We start from the raw sequence: 23,813 nt of genomic DNA, 5'->3' as shown, positions 1-23,813 counted from the left end.
TTCACTGTCACTGGGTGGACTGTCTCGAGTAACACATGGTCTCGACCAGTCGGCTGATCCACGTCGTGATGGTGCTCTCGTCGGTCGGCTTCGCCGCACTCGAATACGCCGGCTACTTCGAGCGGGGAAACACGTTCGGGATGATCATCGGGACCTCACGATAGCGATGGGCATGACGACGCTGCTGAACCCACGACTGCAGGGCGCTCGTGACGTGAACCTCATCACGTCGTCTGAGGTCGGCCCGGGCGAGCGGTTCGGCGCGCAGGTGGGAGGCGTCGTGATGCTCACGCTCGGCTTCCTGATTAGCTGGCTCTTCTTGCCCGGTTGAGACGCCGACTCCGTCTATCGCGTAGATATGGCGACAGAAACTCACGATCACGAATCGGACGCGGAATCGCGGCGGATCGTCGAGTACAACGAAGCGGTGGGATACAGCGCGCTGTACGCGATGCTACTCGCGACGTGTGCGTTCACGAACGCGACTCTCGAGGCCGACGTGAGTCCGGACGTCTCGCTGGCGATGGGATACTTCGTCCGATTTTCGGCGTCGTGTTCCTCCTGAACGTCGGGGCTCGAGCGTCCGGTCTGGCCGCGCTGGTGGCCGCGCGGATTGCTCGACCAGTCCGGCTCAATCTGGTGCTCAGCGTCGTCGTCGTCGGATTGCTGTTGCGGTGACGTCGGATCGATCGGCTCGACCGCTCTACGAACTGCGGAACGCGAGCGTCGTCGCGCTGCTGATCGCTCGAGCGACTCGACGGTTTCTCCCCCGATGACCGACCGTGTCGTCTCGTCGGGCGTGACGTCGAGTGGTCCCCGGCCGGAAACTGCCCGTAGCGGCGGGTGGCATGCTCGATTAGTCGTCGGTCGAGAGTTCGACGTGGACGGTCCGGTCGCCGCTTACCACGCGTACTCGATAGCCACAGTAGGAGAATTCGATGGTCGTCTCGCAGTTTCCGTGTCGAACGAGTGCACACAGGGCGTCCGGATCGGTCACTGTGGCCAGCGGCTGGATTTCCAGCGGCGACTTCCCCTCCGCGTCGGCGACGGTACCGACGATCGCCTCGACGACGCTATCGGGGTCGGACAGTTCGGTCTCCGGAATCGTCGTCTGTAGTGCGTTGTTCACAGCAGGACGACGCCACCGATACGTAAAAACCCTCGGTCAGATATTCGAGAATCCTCGAAGACGTTCGATGTCCGTGGAGGATCGAACCAAAAGTCGAATCCGAGTAGATATCTCCATCTATCCCCCTTCTCGCGTAAACGTGACTTCGGGTGGGATTCGACAATTACACCACGCGACCTATCTCGAGGATTTTTCGAAGCCCTGTAGCAATAATCGTGGAGTATCGATAGACGGAAGGGGATCGGCCGTGAAACCGACCCGTGACGACGTACCAGCTCGACGACGTCGACAGGCAACTGCTCAATTTGCTCCAGGAGAACGCCCGGTACAAGGCGATCGAACTCGCGGAGGCGATTGGCGTCTCCGACAACACCGTCCACAATCGGATGGCGCGGCTGGAGGAAGCCGGCGTCATCACCGGCTACACGACGTCCGTCGATCACGATCGGACCGGTCTCCGCCTCTACTTTCACTTCAGTTGCACGACCCGGATCAGCGCTCGCTCGGACGTCGCGGCCGAGGCGATGGCGTTCCCCCAGGTGCTCGAGGTGACCGAGCTGATGACGGGACAGGAGAACCTCCACATCAAGGCGGTCGGCGCACAGGACGAGGACATCACCACCATCGCCGAACGGCTCGACGACCTGAACCTCGAGATCAACGACGAGAACCTCATCCGGGCCGAACACACGAGCCCGCTCGACTACGTGGAGGTGCTGAAGTCGGTCGACGAACTCGAGTGACGGTCCGTTGCGCTGAGGCGAACGGGCGAAAACCGGTCGTTTATTCGCGTCGCGCCAACACCTCGCGTACATGATCACCGACGCACAGGTCGAACGCTGGCTCCGCGAGGACGTCGGCCACCACGACGTCACCAACCAGGTGCCGGGCGAGACGAGCGGCCGCCTCGTCGCGAAGGAGTCGGGCGTGGTCGCCGGCCTCGAGGCCGCGACGGCCGTCTTCGACTACCTCGACGTCGCCGTCCGCGATCGGCTCGCGGAGGGTACAGCCGTCGAGCCCGGCGACGAACTGCTCCGCGTCTATGGTCCCGCCCGGGAGGTGCTCCGCGGCGAGCGCGTCGCGGTCAACCTCGCCGGACACGCGTCGGGCATCGCGACGCGAACGAACGCGGCCGTCGAGCGCGCACGAACCGAGAGCGAGGCCGTCCGTATCGCCGCGACCCGGAAGACGACGCCCGGACTGCGCGGCCTCGAGAAACGCGCGGTCGTCGCCGGCGGCGGCGACACCCACCGCCTGGACCTCTCGCACATGGTCATGGTCAAGGACAACCATATCGCCGAGATGGGGCTCGAGGGTGCCGTCGAACAGTTCCGGGAGCGGACGTCGTTCGCGACGAAACTTGACGTCGAGGTCGAGTCCGTGGACGACGCGCCGCGAGCGGCCGAGGCCGGCGCTGACGTCGTCCTGCTGGACAACATGAGCCCCGCAGAGACGCGGCAGGCTGTCGAAGCGCTCGCCGACTACGAAGGAGTGCTCGCGGAGGCCAGCGGCGGTATCACGCTCGAGACCGTCGCCGACTACGCCGCGACGGGCGTCGACGTCATCTCGATGGGCTCGCTGACCCACTCCGCGCCGACGCTGGACCTGTCGTTTCGCACCGGCGACTGACGGACCGCTGGCACCGAGCGACCTTTTCCCCTCGAGCGCCCACGTCCGACCGTGACCGAGCCGATTCGAACCTGCGCGGATCACGGCCCGTTCGCGGCCGACGACGGACGCTGTCCAGTCTGTGACGCTCGCGGCGCGAGGTTCCTGTCGCGAGACCGGCGTCGACGACTCTCGAAGTTCGTCAGCGGCGCGCTGCGTCACTTCCCCGACGACGTCGGCCTCGAGGTGGACGACCGCGGCTGGACCGACTACGAGGCTCTCGTCGACGCGGCCAGGCGGAAGTACGACTGGGCCGAACCGCGCCACCTCGCCGCAGTGATCGCGACGGACCCGAAGGGACGGTTCGAGCGGACCGGCGGCGGGGACGGTGAGGGTGGCCGCGTTCGCGCCGCGTACGGGCACTCCGTGGACGTCGACCTCGAGCCGACCGACGGGCCGGTTCCGGACGAACTGTACCACGGGACGGCCCCCGAGAACCTGCCGTCGATCCGCGAGGCGGGGCTGCAGCCGATGGCCCGCCAGCACGTCCACCTCTCGGGGACGCGCGAGGCGGCCGTCGAGGTGGGATCGCGTCACGCGGCCGACCCCATCGTGCTCGTCGTCGACGCCGCGGCGATGCTCGCGGACGGGCACCGGATCGCGAAACGCGGCCGGGAGACGTACACGACCGCGGCGGTTCCCCCGACGTACCTCGCGGTCCCCTCGAGCGGGACCGATCGATGAGGTGGGAACCGGCGACGGCTCGAGTCTCGTCGCGTCTCGATGATGGCAGCTGTCGTCCGTAGCGTCGGGAGTCATTTTCTGCCGGAGTATGTGGCTAGATATAAAGTCGAACGTGATTACAGGTCTCGTATGGGATCGACGCGAGAGCACGAGACGGATTCGTTCGAGGAGAGTCCGATAACGCCGACGCGACTCGGCGCAGCGGCAGCCGTGATGGACGTCGTCGTCTTCGCCGCGGTCGGACACCTGGCGCTGGACGACGTCGCGATCGGCGGGATCGCGGGACTTCTGGTCGGGATCGGCGTCTTCTGTTTCCTCCCCCTGTTCGTACACGCCGACGGAGACGGCTCCTTCGAGGAGTTGGCGTCGGCTGGCGACGGCGCACCGCTGCGGGCGTTCCACCGGCTTGCGGCGGGGTTTGCTCTCTCCGCTGCGGGACTGGTGTTGCTCGCCACGGGCTTTGCCGAACTCGAGATCGTCGTCGGGCTGCCGGCGGCGCTTGCCGTGGCCGTCGCCGTCTATCTCGTCGCCGGATTCGCGCTCCCGAACGCGCGGGTTCCCCGTTGAACCGGTGGCGACGACGGAATCGACCGGGTCGGTGCGAGGACGGTACAGGTCGACGACCCGCCGATCACCGACGAGTCGAACGGGACGTTCGGCGGCCCGTTCCGGGCGCGGCCGCCTGCTCACTACTCGAGCATCGAGAGTACGCGTTTCCACCCCCAGAGGACGAGTCCCACGCCGACAACGCCCAGCAGAACGTACAGCGGGACGGCGTCAGCGGCCGGACCGCCCGGCGGCCGGAGGACTGTGAGGAAGCCGCTCCAGTACAGCGCCGCGAGCGCGACGATGCCGACCAGCGAGGCGACGACGATGGCTGCGGCCATCCGGTTGTCGGCGAGCCGCGATCCCTCGGCATCGGTGCCTCCCACGGTAGATCAGCTACGTGTCGCTCGACGCCTCGGTCCCGAAACGCTTGCACCTGCGACCGCCTGCTGCGACCGACGGCGCTACGCATTCGTTTCCTCCGTCTGTTCGTCGAGTGGATTCAACTCCCGAGAAGACGGTCGCTCACTCCGTTCGCGCTGTGACTGCTCCCGTTCAAATCCCAAGAACACAGTCGCCGCTCACGAATTGTTCGCGGCGACATGCGAGGGTTGGGATTTGAACCCAAGGACCCCTACGGGAGCGGGTCTTAAGCCCACCGCCGTTGGCCTGCTTGGCTACCCTCGCAGGAAGCAGTCGGTCGTTGTTCCCCGGCCGGGATGTGCGTTTCGATATTCCGGACCCGGTGGCCTCACCAGTCGACGCTCAGCGTGCCGTCGCCGTGGGGGTCCGGGGCGATTTCCTCGTCCGTGCGGCGGTCGACGACGTGGATGCAGCCGTCGTCTTTCTTCGCCGGACAGACCTCGGCGGCGCGGACGTTGTGCTCGAGGTCGTCGTCGCCGAAGAAGTACGTTTTCGGGGCGGCGACGCCGGAGGTGATCGAGAGCTCCCAGTTGTCGCTGACCTCGGCGCACTTGCCCGCGCCGAAACACCTGTTCGCCTCGAAGACGATCTTGTACGGTTTCTCCTCGACCGGCGGGGCGTCGTCCGGGCCGACGTCGCTCGGGCGCTGGATGCCGTCCTCGTCGCTCATTGGCGGGGCATCGGTCCGCGCCGTCTTTCCCGTTACGATCGGGTCAATTCCCGCGAGTCCGGATCAGATCGTCGCATCGACGTCCGCCGCGGGTCGCGGAAGGTCGTAGCTCACGCCGGTCGATTCACGCGAGACCCGCCATAGCTGCCGGGCCGTCTCCTCGTCGTAGGAACGATCCGCGGAAGCCTGCCGCTCGGGCGCGCCGCGCATGTTCATGAACCCGCCGGGGCCGTAGTACGCCCCACCCTCGGCGTCGAGCGCGGTCGCGGCGTACAGCGTCGGTAGCGCGCCGGCGTCGGCCGACTGGGCCAGCACGGCGTTCGTGACCCTGTTGAGCGCCACGCGGAGTCGGCTGCCGCGTTGCTCGGGGCCGCGATACTGCAACCTGGTGTCGGCGTACCCCGGGTGGACGGCCATGCTCTGGGCGTTCGCGTCGGCCGTCAGCAGTCGTCGCTCGAGTTCGTAGGCGAACAGGACGTTCGCCAGTTTCGACTGGGCGTAGGCGTCCCAGGGATCGTACTCGTCCTCGCCGTGGAGGTCGTCGAAGTCGATCTCGCCGCGCTCGTGGAGGCCGCTCGAGACGGTGACGATCCGGGCGGGCGGGTCGTCGTCCGAGCGCTCGAGGAGGGACTCGAGCAACAGGCCCGTCAGTGTGAAGTGGCCGAGGTGGTTGACGCCGAACTGCGTCTCGAAGCCGTCCTCGGTCTCCGAGCGCGGGATCGCCATCACGCCGGCGTTGTTGATCAGGACGTCGAGGTCAGCGTCTGCAATTCGGTCAGCGAACGAGCGGACGGACTCGAGGGAAGCGAGGTCACAGGCTTCGACCCGGAGGTCGGCGTCGGGAACGTCCTCGCGGAGGTCGTCGGCGGCGTCCTCGCCGCGGTCGACGCTCCGGACGGCCATGATCACCGACGCGCCGTTGCGCGCGAGTTCGCGGGTCGTCTCGAGACCGATGCCGCTGTTCGCGCCGGTAACGACGACCGTCCGACCGGTCTGGTCGGGAACGTCGTCGGCGGTCCAGCCCATACCGTTCGTACGGGACGAGGCGGCTAAAATCGCTGTGATAACCCGTTTCATTCGCCGCCTTCGGGACCCGACGGCGCTGGGACCGGCGGCCTCGGTGAGCGGTCGACGCCGCGATCAGTTCCGGGAGACGGGAAGCGTGAAGGTAAACGTCGCTCCCTCGCCCGGTTCGGAGTCAACCCAGATGTCGCCGCCGTGGCGCTCGACGATCCGCTCACAGAGGGCGAGTCCGATGCCGGTGCCCTCGTACTCCTCGCGGCTGTGAAGCCGATCGAAGATGGAGAATACGCGTTCCTGGTCCTCGGGATCGATGCCGATCCCCTCGTCTTCGACCGAAATCTCCCACTCGTCGCCGCGCCGACGGGCGTCGACGCGCACCCGTGGTGGGTCGTCGCCGCTGTAGGTAATCGCGTTCGATAGCAGGTTCTGGAACACCTGCCGCAGTTGGCTGGCGTCCCCCGCGACCTCCGGGAGATCCTCGACCGTGATCGCCGCGTCGCTCTCCTCGATCCGGAACTGGAGGTCGGCGAGCACGTCCTCGGCGACGTCGTTCAGGTCCGTCGGCTCGAACGGATCGCCCCGCGTCTCGACGCGGGAGTACTCGAGCAGGCCGTCGATCATCTCGCGCATCCGCTCGGCCCCGTCGACGGCGAACGCGAGGAACTCCCGGCCGTCCTCGTCGAAGGCGTCTCCGTACCGGTTCTCCAGCAGCGTGAGGTAGCTCGTGACCATTCGCAGCGGCTCCTGGAGGTCGTGGCTGGCGGCGTAGGCGAACCGCTCTAAGCGCTCGTTGGACTCCTCGAGTTTCCGCTCGTACTCGCGGCGTTCGGTGACGTCCTGAGCGACGATCATCCCGGCGAAGATTTCGCCGGCCGCGTTCCTGACTGGCAGGGTATTGGCGTAGAGGTACCGATCGTGAAGTTCGATCTCGAAGGTGTTCGACTCGCCCTCGAGCGCGGCGTGGAAGTGGGGTTCGATCTCCTCGAGGACGTCGTCGGGATAGATGTCGTAGACGCTGTTGCCGATCCGATCGGTGGACGGAACGCCGATCTCTTCGAGGAGCTGGCCGCCGACGACCGCGTACTCGAGGTTCTCGTCGAATAGCCCGACTGCGCCGTTGGGGAAGTGCTCGACGAGCGTCCGGTAGCGGCGTTCGGACTCCTCGAGTTGCCGTTCCCGTTCCTTCCGTTCGCTAACGTCGCGGGCGACGCCCACCCGGTGCCAGTCGCTGTCGTTTTCGGGCAACAGCGCGAAGTTGGCCTCGACGGGGATGCGGTCGCCGTCGGCCGTCCGAAGTTGCGCTTCCAGCGTCGGCCACTCGTCGCCGCTCGCCGTGGTCGCTTCCAGTTCGGCGACCCGCTCGAGGACGTCGTCGTCGACCAGCATAGAGACGTGTTCGCCCTCGAGGTCGTCGGGTTCGTAGCCGAGCATTTCGGCGTATGTCTCGTTGACCATCGTGAAGTAACCGTCCGCGTCGACCACGTAGACGCCGTCGTCGACGACTTCGACGATGGTCTCGTAGCGCTCGAGGTGTTTCTCGCGCTCGACCCGCTCGGTGACGTCCTGTGCGAAGCTCAGTCCGGCGAAAATCTCGCCGTCTGCGTCCCGCAGGGGCGTCGCCCACACGCGCCAGTGGCGGCCGCCGAACTCGGTCTGGACGCTGCCGGTCTCGCCCGCCTCGACGGCCGCCCGGAACAGCGGTTCGAGGTCCGCGACCGTGTGGTCGGGGAAGAGATCGGACATCCGGGTACCCTCGAGTTGCTCCGCCGATGGAAGCGTCTCACCGAGTGCCTTCCCCTCGGCGAGGGTGTACTCGAGGTCGTGGTCGTAGACGCCGACGGCACCGTTCGGGAAGTGCTGGGCGAGCGTCCGGTAGCGCCGTTCGGATTCCTCGAGGCGGCGCTGGCGCTCGAGCCGATCGGTGATGTCGCGACCGATGCCCGCGAGGACGGTGTTCCCCCACGGATCTTCGAGCCGCGAGGCGTTGAACTCGTAGGGGACGACCTCGCCGTTTTTGGTCTCGACCCCCAGTTCCGCGCTGGTCGATCCCGTCTCGAACCCGGCCCGGATGGCCTCGGCGAGGGCGTCCAGATCCTCGTCCGCGATCAGGTTGGCGGGACGCATCGACTCGATCTCCGCGTCCGCGTAGCCGGTCACCTCGACGACGCTTCTGTTCCACCGCTGGAGGTCGCCGTCCTCGTCGACGACGTAGAAGACGTCGTCGATCGCGTCGAGAATCTCGTCGGTGTACTCCTTGTAGCGCTCGAGGCTGCGCTCGCGCTCGCGGAGTTTCTGCTCGCGTTCCTTCCGTTCGGTGATCTCCTGGACCATGATCATCCCGCCGAAGATGTCGCCGTCGTCGTCCCTGACGGGGACCGTGTAGGCCATCCAGTCCCGGTCGTGGAACTCGATCTCGAAGGCGCTGGACTCGCCCTCGAGTGCGGCTTCGAACTTCGCCTCCAGTCGCTCGGCCAGATCGGGCGGATATCGGTCCCGGACGGTCTTACCGACGATCGTCTCCGAGGAGTCCTCGAGGTCGTCGAACGCCGTGCCGCCGACGATCTGATACCGGAGATCCTCGTCGAACAGCGCCACCGCGCCGTTGGGGAAGTTGTCGACCAGCGTTCGGTAGCGCTGTTCGGATTCCTCGAGTTGGCGCTGGTACTCCCGTCGCTCGGTGATGTCGGTAAACGCCGCGACGGCACGACTCACCTCGCCCCGCCCGTTCCGGATCGGCATCCCTTCGACCCTGATGATCCGGCGCTGGCCGTCGGCGGCCTCGATCTCGTAGACGTCGGGATCGGTCACCTCTTCGCCCTCGAGGACGCGGGCGAGGGTCATCTCCTCGGGTTCGATCCGCTCGCCCGTCTCAGCACACCAGACCGGATACTTCTCGTACTCGTCGACGGAGTCGGTGTCGAAGACGTCGCCGCCCCAGATCTCCTTGGCGGTGTCGTTGGCCTGGACTATCCGTCCCTTCGAGTCTGCGACGACGACCCCGACGGGGAGGACCTCGAACAGGGTCTCGAGTTGGTCGTTCGTCCGCTCGAGTTGCAGTTGCACCCGTTTTCGTTCCGTGATGTCGGTAACCGCGCCGGGGAACCGGGCCGGGTCACCGTTCTCGTCGCACTCGACGCGGCCGCGCGCGACGACCCACCGGATCTCGCCGTCGGCGTTTCGAACGCGGTACTCGGCTTCGTACCCGCCACAGGCGTCGAGCGCGGCTTCGATCTCCCGTTCGACCCGCTCGCGGTCGTCCTCGTGGATCGCCGCGAGGAACTGCTCGAGGGAGACGCCCTCGCGGGCCGACTCGGGATCGACGCCGAACGTCTCGGCGAACGTCTCGCCGACGACCATCCGGTCTTCCCGGGGGTACCACTCCCAGGTGCCGACGGCCCCGGCCTCGGTCGCTGCCTCGAAGCGCGACTTGGCGTCTTCGAGTTCCCGTTCGTACTCGTGGCGCTCGGTGACGTCCTGGGACATCCCGAGCGCGGCGAACGGGTCGCCCTCGTCGTCGCGAACCGGGACGATCCGGAACTCGAAGACGCGACCGTCGATGGTCGCCTCGAACGCGCTGGACTCGCCCTCGAGGGCGGCTTCGTACCGCGGGACCAGCTTCTCGGCCAGTGGCGACGGCACGGCCTCCGAGACCGATTGTCCCTCGACCTCGTCGACCGTGGCCCCGGCCGTGTCAGTCGGACTCCCGCCGACGGTTCGATAGGTGAGGTCCTCGTCGACGAGCGCGACCGCGCCATTGGGGAAGTTGTCGACGAGGGTCCGGTAACGCCGTTCGGACGCCTCGAGTTCGGACTCCAGCCGTTTGCGCTCCGTGACGTCGGAGATGATGCCTTCGACGGCGACGAGGCTCCCGTCGTCGTCGAAGACGCCGCGGCCGTAGTCTCTGACCCACCTCCGTTCCCCGTCGGCGGTCTCGATGCGGTAGGTTTCGGAGAAGGTGTCGCTGTCGTCCGTCTCCTGCTGTACCGTCTCCCACAGCTTCTGCCGGTCTTCCTGCACCATCACGTCCTCGCCCCACCCGACGTCGCCCCGCTCTAGGGCCCCGGGATCGTAGCCGGTCAGGTCCTCGCAGGCCTCGCTGACGAACTCCATCGGCCAGCCCCGCTCGTTCCGGCAGCGATAGACCATGCCGGGCACGTTGTCCATCAGCGTCGACAGCTGGCGTTCGTGTTCCTCGCGCTCGGTGACGTCCCGGTCTGAGACGATGACCGAGGTGACCTCGCCCGCGTCGTTCGTGACGGGCCGGAACGCGCCCTCGAGGGTGTACTCCTCGCCGTCCGGTCGCGTCAGGTCGGCGGTGAAGGTCACGTACTCGCCGGCCGCGGCCCGTTCGGTCCACTCTCGTACGTCGTCCTGGACGCCGTCGCCCTCGCCCCACCACGGCGTCTCCCAGAACGGTTCGCCGGTGACGTCGTCGAGGTCGGCGTCGACGTACTCCATCGCCGTCCCGTTGATGTCCCGGACCGTGCCATCCGGATCGAGCAATCCGACGAGGATGTTCGGATCCTCGAAGATCGCCTCGAACCGTCGTTCCGTCCGCTCGAGGTCGCGTCGGGTCCGCACGTTCTCGATGGCCGAGGCGAGCACGTCGGCGACCCGCGAGACGAAGTCGACGTCCGCGTCGGTGAACGCGCGCTGGTCGATCGCGTACGCACCCAGCACGCCCCACGTGCCGTCGTCGGTCTCGATTCGGGCCGTGATGCCACTGGCCGCGCCCCGGGCAGCGATCGGTTTCGGTGCGACTGGGTCGGACCCGTCGCCGAAACCGTCGGTGACGATCGGACGATCGGCGTGGAGCGCACGGTACACCGGCGAGGCGGAATCCGCAGGCACGGACTGGGTATCGGCCCGGTCCGCCGAGAGACCGGCCGCCTCCCGGAGCACGGCCGTCGGCTCGTCCGGCTGTCGTTCGAACACGGTACAGTAGTCGACCTCGAGCGTCTCCGCGACGGCCGTCGCCGCGTCCCCCAGGAGTTCGTCGAGGTCCCCCGTCTCGAGTGCCCCCTGGCTGAGGTCGGTCAGTACCTCCTGCCGGCGGAGCTGCGCTCGATGATCCGAGTCGGTGGACGACGATCCCATTCACCGGTATACAGCAGCGGACAGCGTAAAACGTCTTGGTCGCGTTCTCGCCGAACGCAACGGTCTCCGATCGGGACCGACCGGCCAACGCCGACGTGTAACCGATCTCGCGGATCGGGATTACTCGTCGTGGACGGTGACCGACTCGAGGAGCACGTCCTCGTTCGGACGGTCGTTGGCGTCGGTTTCGACGGAACCGATCTCGCGGACGACGTCCATGCCGTCCGTGACTTTGCCGAAGACGGCGTGGCGGTCGTCGAGGTGGGGCTGGGCGTCGAGCGTGATGAAGAACTGCGACCCGTTCGTGTCGGGGCCGGAGTTGGCCATCGAGAGGATGCCCTCGTCGTCGTGACGGAGTTCGGGGTGGAACTCGTCGTCGAACTGGTAGCCGGGACCGCCCCGGCCCGTCCCGGTCGGGTCGCCGGTCTGGATCATGAAGTCGTCGATGACCCGGTGAAAGAGCACATCGTCGTACAGCGGTTCACCCTCGATTTCCTCGCCGGTTTCGGGATCGGTCCAGGTGCGCTCGCCCGTCGCCAGGCCGACGAAGTTTTCGACGGTTCGGGGGGCTCGCTCGTCGTACAGTTCGACGTCGATGTCGCCCTCGCTCGTGTGGAGGGTTGCGGTTAGGTCTCCCATATCCCTCGGGACGGTGAGCCGACGGAAAACGGTAGTGGTCTCGGTTTCGTCCGCCCTTTCGCGTTGCGTCGCCGCGTTCGACGTGCCGATACCGGTGCGTGATGAGGTACCTGACGCGACGGTTCTTCGATCACCAGCCCGTCTCCTCGCCGTTCTGTCCGTCCACGGTACCGAAGGACGCCGGCAACGGGCGGCCGCAACTACATACCGCCGGAGGTGAAACGGAGACGTATGAGTGCCGGGACGCACACGGCCGAGACGGTGACGCTCGAGCGGTTGCCCTCCGGCGTCGAACTCTCGACGACGGTCCACCGGTACCGCGGCGCAGCGGACGGGCCGACGCTGTACGTCCAGGCCGCCCAGCACGGCCGCGAGATCAACGGGACGGAGGTGCTCCGGCGGTTTCACGACGCCGTGTCCCTCGAGGAGCTGTCGGGGACGATCGTCGCGGTACCCGTGGCGAACCCGCTGACGTTCGATCGCGTCTCCTACGTCACCCCCGAGGAGTTCGACAGCGTCAACCCCAACATGAACCGCGTCTGGCCGGGCGATGCGGACGGGACGCTCCACCAGCGGATGGCCGCCCGCCTTTGGGAGGAGATCGAAGGTGCCGACGCCATCGTCGACCTGCACACCGGCAGTCCGGATATGCTCCCCCACGTCGTCTACCGCGAGGGCGACGACGAGGCGCGCCGCCTCGCGACGGCCTTCGGCACCGACCTCCTGCTCTCCGAGGAGGCCGACGAGGACGCCTCCGAGGAGTGGCACCGTCGCGGCTTCGCCGGCAAACTCCGCGTCGCCGCCGCCCGCGAGGGGATCCCCTCGATCACGCCCGAACTCGCCCACAACAAGCAGATCCTCGAGGACGCCGTCGAAACCGGCGTCGACGGCCTGCTCGAGGTGTGTCGGTATCTCGGCATGCTCCCGGGAGCGGTGCCCGAGCGCGAGCAGATCGTAGCCCGAAACCATCTCGGACAGGTCACGGCCGACGAGTCCGGCCTGTTCCGCCCGGATCCGTCGCTCGCGGTCGGGCAACGCGTCGCCGAGAGGGACTGGCTCGGGACGGTGTACAATCCCCAGACGTACGAACCCGTTCAGGAGGCGACCGCCGACCGCGACGGCGTGTTGTACGCGCTGACCCAGGAGTCGACGGTCGCCGCCGGCGACCAACTCGCGAGCGTCGCCCTGGTTCGCGAGGACTGACTCGGGAACCGCTTACGCGAGTCCGAGCACCGAGATACCTGCCGTCGTCCCGGCCACCAGCGCGACCGTCCAGGCCAGCAGTCCCACGCTGAGCCAGGCGACCGTGACGCGGGCGTCCCGGCCAGTGACTGCGGCCAGCAGCGCCGTGAGGTGGATCCCCGCGAGTATCGGGCCTGCGAACGCGAGGCCGGCCATCCCGTACTTCCGCCAGACGCGACGGGCCCGTCCGTAGCGATCGCTCGAGTCCTCGTCGGGGTCGCGTCGTCGCGACCACCAGGCGGCCAGCCGTTGCTGACAGTAGACGATCGCGGCGACGGCGGTTACGCTCCCGGCGAACGCCGCTGTGCCGGTCCCGACGGGATCGAGGCCGAGTCCGATCGCGATCGGAATCACGATGAACGGTTCGATCGCTGGTATCATCGCGAGCAGGAACACGAGGACGTACCGTCCGAGGCCGGAGGCGGACTCGATCGTCGTGCCGACCTCGAGGAGCGTCGCGGGGAGCATCACGGGCGTAATCGTCGGTCGAGACGGTCGATCGGCTCAAATCGATTTCGGTTTCCGGGAGCTATCACCGCCTCAACTGGACGCCCCCGGCAGTGACGGCTCGGGGGAGGTACGGCGACCGCTGAAACGCGAAAAATCCGGAGAGTGCGTCAGGTAGCCTCGCCGCGGATCATCTCGAGGTCGACGTTCTCCGGGATGATCTCGTAGGAGTCGACGACCGCTGCTTCTACTTCGTCGCCGGTCTTGAAGTCGATCGGGTTGCCCGTCTCCTCGGACCACTCCTGCATCTCGTCGGTCTGGAGCACGTCCTCGACGGCCTCGGACCACACCTCTTCCACCTGATCGGGGGTCCCCGGCGGCGCGAAGATACCGCGGGTAAGTTCGCTGATGAAGTCGATGTTTTCGTAGCCGAGGTCGGTGACCGTCTCGAGGTCCGGGAACACCGCGCTCCCGTCGCCGACCAGGCTGACGACGGGGTCGACGTCGCCCCCCTCGACGGCTGCCTCGGCCGCCGTGTCGGTGCTGATAGCGGCAGGGACCTCGTTAGCGATCGTCGCCTGGACGGCCGGCCCGGAGCCGGGGTAGCCGACGTACCTGTCCCACCCGAATCCGTGCAGTTCCTGCATCAGTAGCGCCATCACGTGATCGACGCCGCCGCGTTCCTTGCCGCTGAAGATCTCGAGTTCGCCGTCCTCGTAGCGGTCCATCAGGTCCTCGTAGCCCTCGATTTCGTAGGCCGGGTTGGCGACGATGATGAACTGCGTGGTCGCGTAGCCACAGAGCCCGGTCACGTCTTCGAGGTCGAACGGTTGTGGGTTGACCATCTCCGAGACGGGGGTCGACGGCGGGTTGAACGCGGCCACCGTGTAGCCGTCCGGTTCGGCGAACATCATCTCGCCGGTGCCCCGGAGCGACGCCGCCCCCTCGAGGTTCTCGATCGCGATGTTCACGCCGCTGAAGTTCTCGTGTTCGTCGACCAGCGGGATCATCTGGCGGCCGTAGACGTCGGTTCCACCCCCTTCACCGAAGGGGATGATGTACCGGATGTCGTCGCTCGGATACTCCGCTTGACCGTGTACCGAACCGACGCCGGCGAGACCGACGGCCGACGCAGCCCCGATCCCCTTCAGTACGGTACGTCTGTCCGTCGTCACTCGTGGCTCTGTTCGCACCATAGTGGCAGCGAATATCTACCATGGCACTGGTCATAAAAATTCGGACAGATGTACATCTTTAGACCTTATTCAGTTGTGTAAGTGGTACAAATTGCGGTTTGAACTTTCGAGTGGGAAAACCAGTCTCCGTCTACAGTTATTGAACAGACCTATTCGGCTGCTCTCGAGTGTTACCGGAAGGAGTATAGCAAAGGAGTTTCGATTGTGATATATCGTACAATCTATCACCGTTCGAGTGTTCTAGCTGTCGTCTCAGACGCCCTGTGTATATTTGGGATCGATAGGTGCTAGACCCGACGCTGTAACTCTGGCCAAGTGACTACCAATGCTGCGATCCAACACCGCATCGAAGAGGTACACCCGCTGCTTGCGACAGTGTGGGGTCTCGGACCGACGGCCAACCGACGGTACTCCTGCTGAAGAATCCCAGTACAATAAAACGATTATATGATGGAAGCTAGTTATAGTGTACTATTAGATATATTTGGCTGTCATCCGACGAGACTCCGTCGAGTGCTACCACACTCTCCGTGGCTCGATTCGCGAGGCCTCACGTAGACCCTCACGTCGGCTGGCGTCGCCAGTACGTCCTGCTGGCGCTTCACAACGCCCCGGACGGCTGAGTCTCTCGTGACGACGACCCCATCTGGCGTCTCCGCCGATGGTATCCGGTGGTCTCGCGGCGGCCCGTTTCCCAGGGTGTCACGAGGCTCACTCTCCGTTGAATCGAGCGTTCCACGGACGCTGTCTGTCGGTTTTGGCGCTCGAGCGGACCATACAATCCGCCGGACCCGACGGGGAATCCTCGAGTGTTCGAACGGCTGTCGAACCGACGTGGCGGTACTCGTCTCCACAATCATCAGCTGGCAATTATGACACTGCGAGAGACAAATTGGCGAAGTAGAACGGGATCGGTCTCCGAACCGAGCGGATACCGGTGTGAGCGTCGATTGACGAACGCGGCGAGGCGAATCGACTGCGAAGAACTTCGTCTCCTCGCGTTCGTGCGGTGATCAGCAGGTCGAGAAGCCGCCGTCGACGACCAGCCCGTGGCCGGTGACGAAGGAGGATTCGTCGCTGGCGAGGAAGAGGATCGCGTCGGCGATCTCCTCGGGCTTGCCCAGGCGCTTCAGCGGGTACTCCTCGGACATCGCCTCGCGTGCTGCTTCCGGATCGTCCTGCCCCTCGAGGTACCGATCGAGTAGCTGAGTCTCCGTGAAGCCGGGACAGACGGCGTTGGCCCGGACGCCGTAGGGGCCGGCCTCGGCGGCGATGGTTCGGGTGAGGTTCAACACCGCCGCTTTCGTCGTCGAGTAGGCGGCCTGTTTGGGGAGCCCGAGAATCGAGGCCAGCGACCCGACGTTGACGATCGAGCCGTGGCCCTGTTCTTTCATGTGGGGCAAGGCGGCGTGACAGCCGTTCCAGACGCCGTTGATGTTGACGTCGATCACGAAGTCGCGCACCGAGTCGTCGATGTCCTCGAGCGAACCGCCGGGGTGACCGGTGCCGGCGTTGTTGACCATTACGTCCAGTCCGTGCGCCTCCGCGACGTCGTCGACGACCTCGTGGAACCGGTCGCTATCGGTGACGTCGAGGTCGTAGAACGTCGCTTCCCCGCCGGCGTCTTCGATGTCGTCGACGACTTCCTCGCCGCCGTCGCTGTCGACGTCCGTGACCACGACGAACGCCCCCTCCTCGGCGCAGCGTTCGGCGGTCTCTCGTCCGATTCCCGATGCCGCTCCCGTGATGACGACCGTCTTGCCTTCGAGTCGCATACGTCCGTCCTCGTGGAGTGCCCACATAAATTCGTTCATCGTTGTCCGAGCGGACGCGTGTTCTGTTCGGTGACCGGCCTCGTCGAGCGAACACTGGTAAGAACGTCGGGTCGTCTCGATCCAGTTAGGGCTCCGGTCAGCCCGCGTCGGTCACCTGTAGGGATGGTCGTCGAGGTGTCGATACGCGAGGAGCGCGTCGTCACGAATCACGACGAACAGAATATCGCGTTCGGCGACGTCGTCGAACGCCGTGACGGGGACGACCAGTTGATCGACCAGTCCGGTTTCGTCCTCGAGTAACAGAACGACGTGGTCGCCGTCGACGATGCGATCGACGACCGCGACGTACGGCTCGACGTTACACGAATCGGTATCGGGTTCTCGAGCACCCGCCGTGGACGTCGCGGGCACGGCGGCGAGGAGCGATCCGAGTACCTGGCAGACGCGTCGTCGTGACGAATCGTATCGATCCGACATACCCTCCTTGGCCGAGTGATCCGATTTAAACGGTCGCCTTCGGATGGTTTTATATCGCCGTTTTGGGTATAGGGTAGTAGTGTCCGAACTTTGGTATTATTTTGGTGACGCGTCGAGGTGTACGAGTTCGGAGCGGAGTGGGATCTGTCCACGTTCCCTCGCACTCGAACGTGTAGGGTTGAACCAAACTCTCCCTCTGGTTCAACGAATAACGTGTGGGTTTTCGTAAATCCGAGTTCTCGACTGTGGATATGGATTACAGTCGTACGATCGTAATGACTGGTGTTCCTCTGGTCTCAAAGACTCCGGAACAGATGAGGACGTAACGGGGCCGGTACCTCGAAAGTAGTCCGAAGAGAGGGTTGTCGGAAAGCACAGCTCAACCTCACCGCAAAGCGATTGAGGAGATGGATATATAATGAATGTGGAATTAGAATGCGACCCTATCTATCAGTTCCGTACCACTGAACCGTAGCCCGGACATCGAAACGATAGCTTGCAGATGTCCGCACGATCCCTCGAAATCATGGGTATGGGCTGGGTGCACTGATTTGACTAGTCGTCGTACAGAATTGGGGTCGGTTATCTAACACAAAACATCGGGAAAAAGTAACTGCGGATTGGTGGTTGTCCAGGGATGATATTTACGTCCCGCACGAACCCAGCGAGATTCTCGCGGAGGTACCACGCGATAGAACCGACGAGGATCTCGCGGAGAAACCGCTCGAGAGCGTGACCGACGAAACGATCACGGACGAGGAGACGCTACTGCAGCAAGTCACGGGCAGGGATGGCATCGGCCCACCGATGTCGGTGACGCGTCCTTCACGAGGCTGTGGGCATCGCCTGGCCGACGGGGCGACTGCAGCACGAGGAGTACCAGCCCACCCGCCTGCAGACGTTCCGCGAGACGATCGATCCGATCCCGCTCACGTTCCGGTAGGATGTCTGAAACGGGCACTCGAGTCGGAACTGGGTGCGTGCGATGGCATGCCATCACGCTACGTCCAAACCGACGACCCGTGACCGTCACCGGATCGGTCGTTTCCGGCCGGCCCGGCCGCCGTCGTGGACGTTTGGCGGCTGGTGACCTCCAAAGGTTTATCACGTGTGTAGGGAATACTTCCAACGATGGCTACGCAGCAACCGATCGCCCAGGAGGCGCGATTGCAGGCCCGTAACGTCGGCGGTATCGAGGAGACCACCGTCGAACTCGAGTCGGGCATCACCGTCCTCGCCGGGCGAAACGCGACCAATCGAACGTCGCTACTGCAGGCGTTTATGGCCGCACTCGGCGGCGAGTCCGCCTCCCTGAAGGCCGACGCCGAGGAGGGATGGGCGGAACTCGAGATCGGGGACGACACGTACCGTCGGACGCTGCAACGCAGCGGCGGCACCGTCGTAATGGGTGGCGAACCCTTCCTCTCCGATCCTGAACTCGCGGAACTGTTCGCCTTTCTGCTCGAGTCGAATCCGGCCCGACGGGCCGTGACGACGGACGACGACCTGCGTGAGATCATTCTCCGTCCCGTCGATACTGACGAGATCGAAGCGGAGATCACGCGATTGACGGCCGAGAAAGAACAGCTCTCGGACGAACTCGACCGCCTCGAGTCGCTCCAGTCCCAGCTTCCGGGCCTCGAACAGCAACGAACCGACCTCGAAACCGAGATCGAGGAGAAACGGGCCGAACTCGAGGAGGTCAAGGCCGCGATCGAAGCGACCGAGGAAGCCGAGGAGGACCCCGACGAGCGCGACGAACTCGACGAGAAACTGGCGACGCTTCGCGAGAAGCGTTCGTCGCTGGAGGACGTGCGCTTCGACCTCGAGACAGAACGCGAGAGTCTGAGCGCGCTTCGCGAGGAACGCGAGGAACTCGAGGCGGAACTCGAGGAACTCCCCGATCCGGAGTCGCTCGACCGCTCGGAGATCGACTCCGAGATCGACCGCCTCCAGCGCCGATCCCAGTCCATCGACAACGTCGTCAGCCAGTTACAGAGCATCGTCCAGTTCAACGAGGAGATGCTCGAGGGCGCACATCCCGAAATACGGGAGCTTCTGTCCGACGACGGCGACGGCGATACCGGCGGTGCCGTCACGGATCAGTTGCTCGAGGACGAGGAGACGGTGCAGTGCTGGACCTGCGGCAGTCAGGTCCAACGCTCCGAGATCGAGGAGACGATCGATCGGCTACGCTCCCTGCAGGAGGAAAAACGGGCCGAGCGCGACGAACTCGAGGACCGGATCCAGTCGCTGCGATCCGATCGCCGGGAACTCGACCAGGCCCGCAACCGGCGAGAGCGTGCCCAGAGCCGCCTCGCGGACGTCACCGAGGAGATCGATCGTCGCGAGGATCGACTCGAGACGCTCTCGGATCGGCAGACGGAACTCGAGTCGGAGATCGACCAGCTCGAAGCGGAGGCGGCCGAACTCGAGGCCTCGGCCGACTCCGACGACGAGGACGACGAGGAGAGCCTGCTCGAACTCAACCGCCGGGCCAACGAACTCGAGTTCTCGCTCGGTCGCCTCGAACGGGAACTGGAGACGACCACCGACGAGATCGAGGAGATCGAGTCTGCGCTCGCGGAGCGGGACGAACTCGAGGCCCGCCGCGAGGCGATTCGCGAGGACCTCGAAGAGCTACGCACGCGGATCGACCGGATCGAACGCGAGGCCGTCGAGTCGTTCAACGAGCACATGGACGCCGTACTCGAGGTCCTCGAGTACGAGAACATCGAGCGCATCTGGATCGAGCGCGTCGGGACGACCGCCCGCGAGGGGCGTCGGAAGGTCGAACGAACTGCGTTCGATCTCCACATCGTCCGCAGTACCGAGGACGGGAGCACCTACGAGGACACGATCGACCACTTGAGCGAGAGCGAACGCGAAGTGACGGGGCTCATCTTCGCGCTCGCGGGCTATCTCGTCCACGAGGTCTACGACGAAGTTCCGTTCATGCTGCTGGACTCCCTCGAGGCGCTCGACTCGAATCGGATCGCCGCGCTCGTCGAGTACTTCGAGTCCTACACGGACTTCCTCGTGGTCGCGCTGTTGCCCGAAGACGCCGCCGCGATCGACGAGGAGCACGATCGTATCACCGAGATCTGAGGGGTCGCTTTTCGGCGGAACTGCTAACAGAAGAACTCACGCTACAGCTCCTTGAAGCCATCATAGTTGAGACACTGGTGAGTCATGGGAGCCGTTTTGGACGCCGTAATTCGACACATGGAACGTCAATCTCGGAAACAGTCACCGACAACGGACACACCGACTTCCGTTCCGGGAAACGAAACGAGTTTTCGAATCGGGGCGAACGCGGTGCTCTTCGGCGTGCGATCGATCGACGTAGGGGTGACACTTCCGCTCGAGCCGTCAGCCGTACGCGAGCGTCACTCTGATCTCACCGGCCTTGTCCCGGAGCAGCGTCGGTAGCTCGTCGTGGACGTACTCGTCTTTGAATCGACTCGTCGGACCGAACACGCCCAGTGCCCCCAGTAACTCGTCGTCGGGCGTATATACGGGAACGGCGACCCCGCGTAATCCGTCCATGTGTTCTTCGTCGTTGATCGCGTACCCCCGCTCCCGGATCGTCTCCAGTTCCGCGAGGAGGGCATCGCGGTCCGTGATCGTGTTCGCCGTCATCCGCTCGAGGCCACGAGCCTCGAGGAACCGGTCGACGGCCTCGCGGTCCCACTCGGCGAGGATGACCTTGCCCGACGCCAGCGAGTGGAGCGGTCGCCGCCGGCCGATCATCGTGTCTGTCAGACTGCCGTATCGGTGGACGTAGACCGCTTCGTAGTCCTCCTCGACGATGAAGACGGCCCGCTCGTCGGTCTCCTGGCCGAGTTCGAACACTTTCCGCTTCGCGGCGGTGTACCCGGTCTTTCGCGTCCGGGCCGTCTCGCTCAGTTGCAGAAAGCGCAGGCCGATGTAGTACCCCCCATCGCGTTCGATCAGATAGCCCAGATCGGTCAGCGTCGAGACGTGCCGGTAGACGGTACTTTTCGTCATCCCGGTCCGGCGCGTGAGTTCCGTCAGCGAGATCCCTTCCTCCTCGCTGATCGTCTCGAGGATCGCGAACGTCTTCCGGGTGGTCGACACCCCATCCCCCTGCTCGTCGTCCGTCGCCATAGACGATACTGACTGACGGTACTACAATCAATGTTCCGGAGAGTAAAACGGACGCTTTATTATGTGGAACTACGGGCCGACTGGCGTCTCTCCCTAGCTAGCTGTTTCGATATACGGAATTCGTTGTGGGGTTGGTCGCGAGTGGATTACTCGTAGGCCGGGATCCCGGTCAGGTCCTCGCCGAGGATGAGTGTGTGGATGTCGTGGGTTCCCTCGTACGTGTAGACTGTCTCCATGTTCGCGAGGTGGCGCATGGGCGAATAGTCAGTCGTGATGCCGTTTCCGCCGAGCATCTCCCGTGCCACGCGGGCCTGTTCGCGGGCCATCCGGACGTTGTTCCGTTTCGCCAGCGAGATGTGCTGGGGCCGGAGGTCGCCGCGTTCTTTCAGGTCGGCGATCCGGTAGACCAGCAGTTGGCCGAGCGTGATCTGGGTGGCCATCTCCGCCAGTTTCTCCTGTTGCAACTGGAAGCGACCGATCGGACCGCCGAACTGTTCGCGGTCCTGGGCGTACTGTCGAGCCTCCTCGAAGCAGTCGCGGGCAGCGCCGACTGCGCCCCAGGCGATGCCGTAGCGGGCCTGCGTGAGACAGGACAGCGGTCCCTTCATTCCCTCGACGCCGGGCAGGACGTTCTCCTCGGGGACGTAGACGTCGTTGAGACCGATCTCGCCGGTGATCGACGCGCGCAGCGAGAGTTTCTCGGTGATCTTGTTGGTCGTGACGCCGTCCCGATCGGTCTCGACGAGGAACCCGCGGACGGGCTCGTCGGGATCGGAGCGATCACGCGCCCAGACGACCGCGACGTCGGCGATCGGCGAGTTCGTGATCCAGGTCTTCGAACCGTTGAGCACGTAGCCGTCGCCGTCGGCCTCCGCGTGGGTCTCCATCGCCGAGGGGTTCGAGCCGTGCTCGGGTTCGGTCAGGCCGAAACAACCGACGGCCTCGCCCTTGCCCAGCGCCGGGAGCCACTCCTCTTTCTGTTCCTCGCTCCCGTACGCGTGAATGGGATACATGACGAGCGCGCCCTGGACCGATGCCATCGAACGCAGTCCCGAGTCTCCGGCCTCGAGTTCCTGCATCAACAGGCCGTAGGCCGTCTCGGAGACGTTCGGCGAGCCATAGCCCTCGAGATTCGGGGCGTAAAAGCCGAGTTCTCCCATCTCGGGGATCAGGTCGGTCGGGAACGTCCCCTCCTCGAAGTGTTCGCCGATGTCGGGTTTGACGTGTTCCTCGACGAACTCCCGGGCCGTATCCCGGATCATCCGCTCTTCCTGGCCGAGGTCCTCCTCGAGTTGGACGTAATCGAGCATACGTGCTAGTATGCCAACCGGGCAATAGGCATTGCGGTACCGGTTCTCGCTCCGGGGATCGAAATTTCACGTATACGTCGCTGAACGACCGACCTACGCCGCTCGAGAATCTTATCGGGTGGCCCATACACCTCCGGTAACCCGACAGAACTATTATACCATATCAGTTTGTACCAATGGGATATGGAACAGAGAGACCTCCATACACGCCGATCAGTTCTCGCAGCCGCAGGTATCGGAACGACCGCCGCGTTAGCGGGCTGTCTCGACGGTGGTAACGGAGAGAACGCCGCCGACGGAAACGGTGGTACGGAAGGGTCAGCCAGCTACGAACGCGTCAGCGAGAGTTTCACTGAACAGGGGGGTGCCCTGAACGAAGGTCGACTCGACGTCGGCGTCGGGACGATGATGAACTTCTCGATAACGCCGGGCTGGGTCCAGGAGGCCATCGCATCCGTCGACGAGTTCCGGATCCTCGACGTCGCCGACGAGACCGCGGAAGCCTGGCGGGACGACGACATGCTGCTCATTCAGGACCTTGATACGAACGACCTCGAGGGTGCCGACAACGACCACGTCGACGTCCCCGGAGAGCTTCCCTGTCCGACGTTCGCGTACAACTTCGTAACGCGGGCGGAACTCGACTACGATCTCGTCTACACCTACCTCGAGACGATGTGGGACCTCCGCCAAGATCTGGCCGACGAGTTCGGCATCTTCGCGTTCCACGATAATCCGGAGTTCTGGGTCCAGAACGCCTACGAGGGGATCCCGTTCCACCCCGCCGCTGCCGATTTCTACGAGGAGGAACTCGGCGTCTGGAGCGACGACTTCGAACGGGCCGACGAACCCGACGACCCGATCGAATCGGACGTAATCCGGATGAAGACCTCCGAGTCGGGAACGACTGGTCACGCCGCCAACGAGGCGCTCGCGGCCGTCATGAACGACCACCTCGACGAGTTTTCCATCGAGGCCCAGACGAGCAACGGAACCGAGGAGAACATCGGGGACATCGCCTCCGAGGACATCGAGATGGGCTACCTCCAGAACTGGACGGCTCGCGAGTACCGCGACGACGTCGAACCGTTCGACGAGATCGATTTCGAGATGGCGCAGGTGTTCCACTACTACGACCTGCCGTGGTTCTTCATTACCAACAACATGGATCTCGAGACGATCTCGGACATCGAGGAAGGAATGACCGTATCGCCGACTCCGAGCGGCTCCGGTACCGCTCCCGGCCTCGAGCACGCACTCGAACACGCACTTGACGGGTAACGACCGATGTCTCTCTCGCGCTCTCGTATCGGACGACTGACGCCGTACCGGTTGTTAGCCGGAACGACGTCCGTC

Annotated in this window: 22 protein-coding genes and 1 tRNA gene; 10 read left to right on the top strand and 13 right to left on the bottom strand. The window is 64.8% G+C overall.

The features are described from left to right. The first annotated feature begins 35 nt into the window (after window positions 1-35). Genes TX79_RS19975 through TX79_RS05740 form a run of 3 tightly spaced genes read left to right on the top strand, consistent with a single transcriptional unit; the run spans window position 36 to window position 565 of the window. Window positions 36-164: a hypothetical protein gene (locus TX79_RS19975; RefSeq protein ID WP_268257977.1), complete on the top strand. Its 129-nt coding sequence runs from the start codon at window positions 36-38 to the stop codon at window positions 162-164. Window positions 165-166: 2 nt separating this feature from the next. Then, window positions 167-331: a hypothetical protein gene (locus TX79_RS19220; RefSeq protein ID WP_154660463.1), complete on the top strand. Its 165-nt coding sequence runs from the start codon at window positions 167-169 to the stop codon at window positions 329-331. 27 nt (window positions 332-358) lie between these two features. Further along, window positions 359-565, top strand: coding sequence for a hypothetical protein (locus TX79_RS05740; protein WP_049926314.1), 207 nt, complete (start codon window positions 359-361; stop codon window positions 563-565). Window positions 566-856: 291 nt separating this feature from the next. Here TX79_RS05740 and TX79_RS05735 read toward each other — a convergent pair whose 3' ends face one another. Continuing rightward, window positions 857-1,129 (bottom strand): HalOD1 output domain-containing protein, encoded by a 273-nt coding sequence (locus tag TX79_RS05735; protein WP_049926313.1) that lies wholly within the window; start codon window positions 1,127-1,129, stop codon window positions 857-859. A 260-nt stretch (window positions 1,130-1,389) separates the two neighbouring features. Here TX79_RS05735 and TX79_RS05730 point away from each other — a divergent pair, with 260 nt between their 5' ends. The 4 genes from TX79_RS05730 to TX79_RS05715 all read left to right on the top strand — a co-directional run bounded on the left by TX79_RS05730 (window position 1,390) and on the right by TX79_RS05715 (window position 4,048). Then, window positions 1,390-1,872 carry an Lrp/AsnC family transcriptional regulator gene (locus TX79_RS05730; RefSeq protein ID WP_049926311.1) on the top strand — a complete coding sequence of 161 codons (483 nt, stop codon included), beginning with the start codon at window positions 1,390-1,392 and terminating at the stop codon, window positions 1,870-1,872. Between the two features lie 70 nt (window positions 1,873-1,942). Further along, window positions 1,943-2,758: a carboxylating nicotinate-nucleotide diphosphorylase gene (gene nadC, locus TX79_RS05725; RefSeq protein ID WP_049926309.1), complete on the top strand. Its 816-nt coding sequence runs from the start codon at window positions 1,943-1,945 to the stop codon at window positions 2,756-2,758. Between the two features lie 51 nt (window positions 2,759-2,809). Then, a complete protein-coding gene (locus TX79_RS05720; protein WP_049926307.1) occupies window positions 2,810-3,481 on the top strand; it encodes an RNA 2'-phosphotransferase in 672 nt (223 codons plus the stop codon). 129 nt (window positions 3,482-3,610) lie between these two features. Then, window positions 3,611-4,048: a hypothetical protein gene (locus TX79_RS05715; protein WP_049926305.1), complete on the top strand. Its 438-nt coding sequence runs from the start codon at window positions 3,611-3,613 to the stop codon at window positions 4,046-4,048. 122 nt (window positions 4,049-4,170) lie between these two features. On the opposite strand, the gene TX79_RS05710 is transcribed toward TX79_RS05715, so the two are convergent. The 6 genes from TX79_RS05710 to TX79_RS05685 form a co-directional block, all read right to left on the bottom strand. Further along, window positions 4,171-4,413: a hypothetical protein gene (locus tag TX79_RS05710; RefSeq protein WP_049926303.1), complete on the bottom strand. Its 243-nt coding sequence runs from the start codon at window positions 4,411-4,413 to the stop codon at window positions 4,171-4,173. Between the two features lie 217 nt (window positions 4,414-4,630). Continuing rightward, window positions 4,631-4,714 (bottom strand) — tRNA-Leu (locus TX79_RS05705). A gap of 64 nt (window positions 4,715-4,778) precedes the next feature. Continuing rightward, complete coding sequence (locus TX79_RS05700) at window positions 4,779-5,120, bottom strand: hypothetical protein (protein WP_049926301.1); 342 nt, start codon at window positions 5,118-5,120, stop codon at window positions 4,779-4,781. A 63-nt stretch (window positions 5,121-5,183) separates the two neighbouring features. Beyond that, window positions 5,184-6,146 carry an oxidoreductase gene (locus tag TX79_RS05695; RefSeq protein WP_049926299.1) on the bottom strand — a complete coding sequence of 321 codons (963 nt, stop codon included), beginning with the start codon at window positions 6,144-6,146 and terminating at the stop codon, window positions 5,184-5,186. Window positions 6,147-6,260: 114 nt separating this feature from the next. Next, the gene (locus TX79_RS05690; protein WP_049926298.1) at window positions 6,261-11,240 is read right to left on the bottom strand and encodes a PAS domain S-box protein; all 4,980 of its coding nucleotides are present in this window, start codon (window positions 11,238-11,240) and stop codon (window positions 6,261-6,263) included. Window positions 11,241-11,360: 120 nt separating this feature from the next. Beyond that, window positions 11,361-11,879: a peptidylprolyl isomerase gene (locus TX79_RS05685; protein ID WP_049926296.1), complete on the bottom strand. Its 519-nt coding sequence runs from the start codon at window positions 11,877-11,879 to the stop codon at window positions 11,361-11,363. 231 nt (window positions 11,880-12,110) lie between these two features. On the opposite strand from TX79_RS05685, the gene TX79_RS05680 reads away from it, so the two are divergent. Continuing rightward, window positions 12,111-13,082, top strand: a complete 972-nt coding sequence (locus TX79_RS05680) for a succinylglutamate desuccinylase/aspartoacylase family protein (protein ID WP_049926294.1) — start codon at window positions 12,111-12,113, stop codon at window positions 13,080-13,082. Between the two features lie 12 nt (window positions 13,083-13,094). Here TX79_RS05680 and TX79_RS05675 read toward each other — a convergent pair whose 3' ends face one another. The 4 genes from TX79_RS05675 to TX79_RS05660 all read right to left on the bottom strand — a co-directional run bounded on the left by TX79_RS05675 (window position 13,095) and on the right by TX79_RS05660 (window position 17,016). After that, complete coding sequence (locus tag TX79_RS05675) at window positions 13,095-13,589, bottom strand: small multi-drug export protein (RefSeq protein ID WP_049926293.1); 495 nt, start codon at window positions 13,587-13,589, stop codon at window positions 13,095-13,097. 149 nt (window positions 13,590-13,738) lie between these two features. Then, complete coding sequence (locus tag TX79_RS05670) at window positions 13,739-14,743, bottom strand: Bug family tripartite tricarboxylate transporter substrate binding protein (RefSeq protein ID WP_230198546.1); 1,005 nt, start codon at window positions 14,741-14,743, stop codon at window positions 13,739-13,741. A gap of 1,034 nt (window positions 14,744-15,777) precedes the next feature. Then, on the bottom strand, window positions 15,778-16,539 hold the full coding sequence (locus TX79_RS05665) for an SDR family NAD(P)-dependent oxidoreductase (protein ID WP_049928296.1): 762 nt from the start codon (window positions 16,537-16,539) through the stop codon (window positions 15,778-15,780). Window positions 16,540-16,689: 150 nt separating this feature from the next. After that, window positions 16,690-17,016, bottom strand: coding sequence for a hypothetical protein (locus tag TX79_RS05660; protein ID WP_049926292.1), 327 nt, complete (start codon window positions 17,014-17,016; stop codon window positions 16,690-16,692). 1,131 nt (window positions 17,017-18,147) lie between these two features. On the opposite strand from TX79_RS05660, the gene TX79_RS05655 reads away from it, so the two are divergent. After that, complete coding sequence (locus TX79_RS05655) at window positions 18,148-20,124, top strand: archaea-specific SMC-related protein (RefSeq protein ID WP_049926290.1); 1,977 nt, start codon at window positions 18,148-18,150, stop codon at window positions 20,122-20,124. A gap of 264 nt (window positions 20,125-20,388) precedes the next feature. On the opposite strand, the gene TX79_RS05650 is transcribed toward TX79_RS05655, so the two are convergent. Further along, window positions 20,389-21,147 carry an IclR family transcriptional regulator gene (locus tag TX79_RS05650; RefSeq protein ID WP_049926287.1) on the bottom strand — a complete coding sequence of 253 codons (759 nt, stop codon included), beginning with the start codon at window positions 21,145-21,147 and terminating at the stop codon, window positions 20,389-20,391. A 146-nt stretch (window positions 21,148-21,293) separates the two neighbouring features. Continuing rightward, window positions 21,294-22,457 carry an acyl-CoA dehydrogenase family protein gene (locus TX79_RS05645; RefSeq protein ID WP_049926285.1) on the bottom strand — a complete coding sequence of 388 codons (1,164 nt, stop codon included), beginning with the start codon at window positions 22,455-22,457 and terminating at the stop codon, window positions 21,294-21,296. A gap of 183 nt (window positions 22,458-22,640) precedes the next feature. Here TX79_RS05645 and TX79_RS05640 point away from each other — a divergent pair, with 183 nt between their 5' ends. Continuing rightward, a complete protein-coding gene (locus tag TX79_RS05640) occupies window positions 22,641-23,738 on the top strand; it encodes a TAXI family TRAP transporter solute-binding subunit (protein WP_049926283.1) in 1,098 nt (365 codons plus the stop codon). The last annotated feature ends 75 nt before the right edge of the window (window positions 23,739-23,813 follow it).

The sequence above is a fragment of the Halopiger goleimassiliensis genome (genome assembly GCF_000455345.1).
Lineage (GTDB): Archaea > Halobacteriota > Halobacteria > Halobacteriales > Natrialbaceae > Halopiger_A > Halopiger_A goleimassiliensis.
This window is presented reverse-complemented; position numbering and strand designations above follow the sequence as displayed.

Excerpts from the sequence above, each read along its gene's own strand:
- TX79_RS19975 (WP_268257977.1), top strand. The coding sequence starts at position 36 with ATGGTCTCGACCAGTCGGCTGATCCACGTCGTGATGGTGCTCTCGTCG.
- TX79_RS19220 (WP_154660463.1), top strand. The coding sequence starts at position 167 with ATGGGCATGACGACGCTGCTGAACCCACGACTGCAGGGCGCTCGTGAC.
- TX79_RS05740 (WP_049926314.1), top strand. The coding sequence starts at position 359 with ATGGCGACAGAAACTCACGATCACGAATCGGACGCGGAATCGCGGCGG.
- nadC (WP_049926309.1), top strand. The coding sequence starts at position 1,943 with ATGATCACCGACGCACAGGTCGAACGCTGGCTCCGCGAGGACGTCGGC.
- TX79_RS05715 (WP_049926305.1), top strand. The coding sequence starts at position 3,611 with ATGGGATCGACGCGAGAGCACGAGACGGATTCGTTCGAGGAGAGTCCG.
- TX79_RS05700 (WP_049926301.1), bottom strand. The coding sequence starts at position 5,120 with ATGAGCGACGAGGACGGCATCCAGCGCCCGAGCGACGTCGGCCCGGAC.
- TX79_RS05695 (WP_049926299.1), bottom strand. The coding sequence starts at position 6,146 with ATGGGCTGGACCGCCGACGACGTTCCCGACCAGACCGGTCGGACGGTC.
- TX79_RS05690 (WP_049926298.1), bottom strand. The coding sequence starts at position 11,240 with ATGGGATCGTCGTCCACCGACTCGGATCATCGAGCGCAGCTCCGCCGG.
- TX79_RS05685 (WP_049926296.1), bottom strand. The coding sequence starts at position 11,879 with ATGGGAGACCTAACCGCAACCCTCCACACGAGCGAGGGCGACATCGAC.
- TX79_RS05680 (WP_049926294.1), top strand. The coding sequence starts at position 12,111 with ATGAGTGCCGGGACGCACACGGCCGAGACGGTGACGCTCGAGCGGTTG.
- TX79_RS05675 (WP_049926293.1), bottom strand. The coding sequence starts at position 13,589 with ATGCTCCCCGCGACGCTCCTCGAGGTCGGCACGACGATCGAGTCCGCC.
- TX79_RS05665 (WP_049928296.1), bottom strand. The coding sequence starts at position 16,539 with ATGCGACTCGAAGGCAAGACGGTCGTCATCACGGGAGCGGCATCGGGA.
- TX79_RS05660 (WP_049926292.1), bottom strand. The coding sequence starts at position 17,016 with ATGTCGGATCGATACGATTCGTCACGACGACGCGTCTGCCAGGTACTC.
- TX79_RS05655 (WP_049926290.1), top strand. The coding sequence starts at position 18,148 with ATGGCTACGCAGCAACCGATCGCCCAGGAGGCGCGATTGCAGGCCCGT.
- TX79_RS05650 (WP_049926287.1), bottom strand. The coding sequence starts at position 21,147 with ATGGCGACGGACGACGAGCAGGGGGATGGGGTGTCGACCACCCGGAAG.
- TX79_RS05645 (WP_049926285.1), bottom strand. The coding sequence starts at position 22,457 with ATGCTCGATTACGTCCAACTCGAGGAGGACCTCGGCCAGGAAGAGCGG.
- TX79_RS05640 (WP_049926283.1), top strand. The coding sequence starts at position 22,641 with ATGGAACAGAGAGACCTCCATACACGCCGATCAGTTCTCGCAGCCGCA.